Genomic DNA, 836 nt, shown 5'->3' with positions numbered 1-836 from the left:
GTGCTCGTTCGGTTGTGCATGAACGACTCTCGGCCTTCGTACCCCTCGGACATGTCGGATGTGCAGTGGGCGCTGATCGAACCCGTGGTAACTAAATGGCGAGCTGACCGAGCCGCCGCCGGCCTCGGTCTGGCCGGAGCGAAGCACCCGCTCAGAGACATCGTGAACGCGATCGTCTACGTCAATCGCACCGGCGTGCAGTGGCGCTACCTGCCCCACGACTTCCCGCCTCACCAGACCGTCTACTGGTACTTCGCGGCCTGGAACCGCGACGGCACCGCCGAACGACTCCACAGCGTGCTGCGCGCCAAGACCCGCAAAGCGGCAGGCCGCGCGGTCCGCCCGAGCGCGGCAATCGCTGACGCCCAGTCGGTGAAGACCTCCGCGAACGTGCCTGAGCACGCTCAGGGGATCGACGCAGGCAAGAAGATCAAGGGCCGCAAGCGCCATATTGTCACCGACATGCTCGGGCTCGTTCTGGCCGTCATCGTCACCGCCGCCTCCGTCTCGGACACCGCGGGCGGGTGCGTTCTGGTCGACCGCATCGCCACCGAGCACCCCAGCGTTGCGGCGCTGCTGGTCGACAACGGCTACCGCACCACCGTCGCCCAGCACGCCTACGATGCCGGGATCGACCTCGTGGTCACCCCGAAACCCGGCCAGACCAAGGGGTTCGAGCCGACACCCCGCTGGCCCGTCGAACGGACCTTCGGGTGGCTGATGCAGCACCGGCGACTGGTCCGCGACTACGAGACCCTGCCCGAGCGGTCGACCGCCCACATCCACTGGGCCATGATCGACCTGATGAGCAGACGCCTCAGTGGACGGAACGAACC

Annotated in this window: 1 protein-coding gene; it reads left to right on the top strand. The window is 67.2% G+C overall.

The genetic code is table 11. The features are described 5' to 3' along the window. Positions 1-18: 18 nt before the first annotated feature. On the top strand, positions 19-836 hold an 818-nt coding region (locus tag ACYVK3_RS21825), incomplete at its 3' end, for an IS5 family transposase (protein WP_460499465.1).

The sequence above is a fragment of the Glycomyces tarimensis genome (genome assembly GCF_054776215.1).
The sequence above is the reverse complement of the archived record's forward strand: the minus strand, read 5'-3'. Positions and strand labels throughout refer to the sequence as shown.